At 69.4% G+C, this 4885-nt stretch carries 1 protein-coding gene; it reads left to right on the top strand.

Annotated features, from left to right (window positions below):
- A partial coding sequence (locus AB0435_RS33830; protein ID WP_366428702.1) for a beta-ketoacyl synthase N-terminal-like domain-containing protein occupies positions 1-4885 on the top strand: 4885 nt, incomplete at both ends.

The raw sequence follows: 4885 nt of genomic DNA, 5'->3' as shown, positions 1-4885 counted from the left end.
TGTTCTCGTCCGTGGCGGGTACGTTCGGCAGTGCGGGTCAGGCGAACTACGCGGCCGGCAACGCCTTCCTCGACGCCTTGGCACATCACCGCCGGGCAGAGGGTCTTCCTGCTGTGTCGTTGGCGTGGGGTCCGTGGGCGCAGGACAGTGGGATGACCGGCACTCTCACGGAGGCTGATCTCCAGCGGATAGCCCGCTCGGGCATGCCGGCCCTGTCGGCCGAGGAGGGTGTCGCCCTCTTCGACACCGCACTCGCCACCGCCGCCACCGAACCGATGCTGCTCCCCGTCCGCCTGGACCTCGCGGTCCTGCGGGCGCAAGGCGAGCCGCAACCGCTCCTGCGCGGCCTGATCCGTACCAACACCAGGCGCACCTCGGCCGCCGGCTCAGCGGCCGCGTCCACGCTCGTGCAGCGCCTGACCGGGCTGTCCGCGGCGGACAGGCGTGAGGCACTGCTGGACGTCGTACGCGGCCAGATCGCGATGGTCCTCGGACACGCCGGGTCCGCGGAGATCGACCCGACCCGGGCCTTCCAGGACCTCGGTTTCGACTCCCTGACGGCCGTCGAGCTGCGCAACCGGATCAACGACGTGACCGGCCTGCGGCTGTCGGCGACGGCCGTGTTCGACTACCCGACGGCCGATGCCCTGGGCGGTTTCCTGCTGGACGAGTTGTTCGGTGTGGAGACGGCGATACCGACGCCGGTGCTGGTACCGGCGGTCGTCGCTGACGACCCGGTGGTGATCGTCGGGATGAGCTGCCGTTACCCCGGCGGCGTCACGTCGCCCGAGGACCTGTGGCGGTTGGTGTCGGACGGTGTGGATGCCGTGTCCGACTTCCCGGCCGACCGCGGCTGGGACGTGGAAGCGCTCTACAACCCCGACCCCGAGCACACAGGGACGAGCTACACCCGCGCGGGTGGGTTCCTGAAGGAGGCGGCCGAGTTCGACCCGGCGTTCTTCGGGATGAGTCCCCGGGAGGCGTTGGCGACCGACGCGCAGCAGCGTCTGCTGCTGGAATCCACGTGGGAGGCGATCGAGCGGGCGGGCATCGACCCGGCGACCCTGCGCGGCAGCCAGACCGGTGTCTTCGCGGGCGTGATGTACAACGACTACGCCAGCCTCTTCTCCGGGCCCGAGTTCGAGGGGCACCAGGGCAACGGCAGCGCGGGCAGCATCGCCTCCGGCCGGGTGTCGTACACCTTCGGCTTCGAGGGCCCTGCGGTCACGGTCGACACGGCGTGCTCGTCCTCCCTCGTGGCACTGCACTGGGCGGCGCAGTCGCTGCGGTCGGGTGAGTGCTCGCTGGCGCTCGCGGGTGGTGTCACGGTGATGTCGACGCCGACGACGTTTGTCGAGTTCTCGCGGCAGCGTGGGTTGTCGGCGGACGGTCGGTGCAAGGCGTTCTCCGATGCGGCTGACGGTGTCGGCTGGGGTGAGGGCGTGGGCATGCTGGTGCTGGAGCGGCTGTCCGACGCCCGCCGCAACGGACACCGGATCCTGGCGACAGTGCGCGGCAGTGCTGTGAATCAGGACGGTGCGTCGAACGGCCTCACTGCTCCCAACGGTCCGTCGCAGCAGCGGGTGATCCGCCAGGCGCTGGCGAGTGCCGGCCTGTCGACAGCGGATGTCGACGCGGTGGAGGCGCACGGTACGGGGACCAGGCTGGGTGACCCGATCGAGGCCCAGGCGCTCCTGGCCACGTACGGTCAGGACCGCCCCGAGGACCGTCCGTTGCTGCTGGGCTCGGTGAAGTCCAACATCGGTCACGCGCAGGCCGCTTCGGGTGTCGCGGGTGTGATCAAGATGGTCATGGCGATGCGTCATGGCGAGCTTCCGCGCACCTTGCATGTCGATGCGCCGTCGTCGCACGTGGACTGGTCGGCCGGTTCGGTGGAGCTGCTGACCGAGTCGGCTGCTTGGCCGGAGGGTGACGGGCCGCGGCGTGCTGGTGTCTCGTCGTTCGGTATCAGCGGGACGAACGCGCACGTGATCCTGGAACAGCCCGAGCCGGTATCTGAGCCGACCGAGGCCGAGGATCCGGCAGCAGACATGGACAGGCTCGTGCCGTTGGTCGTGTCCGGCAAGTCGGAGACGGCCCTGCGGGCCCAGGCGGCACGGCTGCTCGCCCACCTCGACGCCGAACCCGACCTTCGGGATGTGGATCTGGCGCACTCGCTGGCCGTGGGCCGGTCGAGTTTCACCCACCGTGCGGTGGTGTGGGGTACGGAACGAAGCGACGTGGTCCGTGCCCTGTCAGCAGTCGTCGTCGGTGACACCGGCCCGGGTGTGGCCGTGGGTGTGGTGAGTGCCGGTAAGTCGGCGTTCTTGTTCTCGGGTCAGGGTTCGCAGCGGTTGGGGATGGGCCGGGAGTTGTACGGCCGGTTCCCCGTCTTCGCGGATGCTTTCGACGCGGTGTGCGCGGTGCTGGACGAGCACTTGGAGCGTCCGTTGCGGGAGGTGGTCTGGGGTGATGACGCGGAGTTGCTGAACCAGACCGCTTATGCCCAGACGGCGCTGTTCGCCGTAGAGGTCGCGCTGTTCCGGCTGGTGGAGTCCTGGGGTGTGCGGCCGGAGTACGTGGCCGGTCACTCCGTCGGTGAGATCGCGGCCGCACACGTGGCGGGGGTGTTCTCCTTGGAGGACGCCTGTGCGCTGGTGGCGGCGCGGGGCCGGCTGATGCAGGCCCTGCCCGAGGGCGGCGCGATGGTCGCCGTCCAGGCGGAAGAAGCCGAAGTGCTCCCGTATCTGACTCAGGGGGTGTCGATCGCGGCGGTGAACGGTCCGTCGTCGGTCGTGGTCTCCGGCACCGAAGAGGCCGTACTGGCAGTCGCGGCGCACTTCGAGGACGGAGGAAGGAAGGCGACCAGGTTGCGTGTGTCGCACGCTTTCCATTCGCCGTTGATGGAGCCGATGCTGGAGGAATTCCGGGCGGTCGTCGCGGGCTTGTCGTTCGGTGCGCCGGTGGTTCCGGTGGTTTCGAATCTGACGGGTCGGCTCGCCGAGCCGGGGCAGTTGTCCTCGGCTGACTACTGGGTGCGTCACGTCCGTGAGGCCGTACGGTTCGCGGACGGGGTACGGGCTCTGAGCGCGGAAGGTGTGACGCGGTTCCTGGAGCTCGGCCCGGACGGCGTCCTGTCGGCCATGGCCCGGGAAAGCCTGCCTGAAGGGACTGCTCCCGTTCCCGTCCTGCGCAAGAACAAGGACGAAGAGACAGCCGTCATCGGAGCCCTGGCCCAGCTGTACGTCCAGGGTGCAGGTGTGGACTGGGCGGCTGTGTTCGCCGGTGCGGGTGCTCGGTGGGTTGATCTGCCGACGTATGCGTTCCAGCGTGAGCGGTTCTGGCCTGCGGGTGGGGCGTTGCGTGCGGGTGATGTGCGGTTCGCGGGTCTGGGTTCTGCGGGGCATCCGTTGTTGGGTGCGGCGGTGGAGCTGGCGGGGTCCGGTGGTCTGTTGTTCACGGGCCGGCTTTCGACCTCCTCGCATCCGTGGCTGGCGGATCACGTGGTGATGGGCTCGGTGCTGGTGCCGGGTACGGCATTGGTGGAGTTGGCTCTTCGTGCGGCTGATGAGGTCGGCTGCGATGTGCTGGAGGAGCTGACGCTTGCCGCGCCTCTGGTGCTGCCGGCGTCTGGTGGCGGTGTGCAGGTCCAGGTGTGGGTGGGTGAGCCGGATGATGCGGGTCGTAGGGCCGTGGCGGTGCACTCGCGTGAGGGTGAGGAGCTGTGGACGCTCCATGCCAGCGGTTCGCTGACGAGTGGTGCTGCGCCGTTGGCGTTCGACACCACGACATGGCCGCCCACGGGCGCTGAGCCGGTCGATGTTGCCGACTGCTACGAGCAGTTCGCGGACTCCGGGTTCGCCTACGGTCCGGCGTTCCAGGGCCTCCAGGCCGCCTGGAAGCTCGGCGACGACGTCTACGCCGAGGTCCGGCTTCCCGAGGGTGTCGACGGTGGTGCGTACGGTCTGCACCCGGCCCTCTTCGACGCCGCACTCCACGCGTCGATGCTGGGTGGGGGAGACAAGGAGGGGGGCGTCCCGTTCTCGTGGAGCGGAGTGTCGCTGCACGCCTCCGGCGCCTCGCAGGTTCGGGTGCGCCTGAGCCGTACCGAGGGCGGTGTGTCGATCGCGATCACGGATTCGGCCGGAGCCCCGGTCGCTTCCGTCGACTCGCTCGTCGTACGTCCGATCTCCGCCGACCAGTTGAGGACAGGCGGCGGCCGGGACTCCCTCTTCACCCTCGACTGGGCTCGCATCGAGCTCACCGGTGAGCCCGTCGGTTCGCTCGCGGTGCTCGGCAAGGACGCCAAGGGGCTCTTGAACGGGCTCTCCCTGCCGGCCCACGCGGATCTCGATGCTCTGGCCAAGACGGAGGCGGACGTCCCCGAGGTCGTACTGGTCGCACCGTCCTTCGACGCCGACACCGCGGAGTCCGTGCACGCCGCGGCTGCCTGGGCGTTGGATCTGGTGCAATCGTGGCTCGCGGACGCTCGGTTCGCGGACTCGCGCCTCGTGTTCGTGACCCAGGGCGCGACGGTCGGCGAGGACCTCGCCGGCGCCGCGGTCCAGGGGCTGATCCGGTCGGCGCAGTCGGAGAGCCCGGGCCGTTTCGGCCTGGTGGACCTGGACGGCGATGCTGATGTGTCGGTGCTGCCGAAGGCACTCGCTTCCGACGAGCCTCAGCTGCTCCTCCGCGAGGGTCAGGCTCTCGCGGCCCGTCTTGCCCGAGCGGATGCGCAGGGCACTGCCGACGTCTCCTGGAACACTTCAGGAACGGTTCTGATCACTGGCGGTACGGGTGGTCTGGGTCGTGTGGTGGCGCGTCATCTGGTGGCCGAGCATGGTGTGCGGAGTCTGCTGTTGGTCAGCCGGAGTGGTCTGGCTGC

Origin of the sequence: Streptomyces sp. NPDC051173 (assembly GCF_040689515.1) — a bacterium.
Classification (GTDB): domain Bacteria; phylum Actinomycetota; class Actinomycetes; order Streptomycetales; family Streptomycetaceae; genus Streptomyces.
The sequence above is the reverse complement of the archived record's forward strand: the minus strand, read 5'-3'. Positions and strand labels throughout refer to the sequence as shown.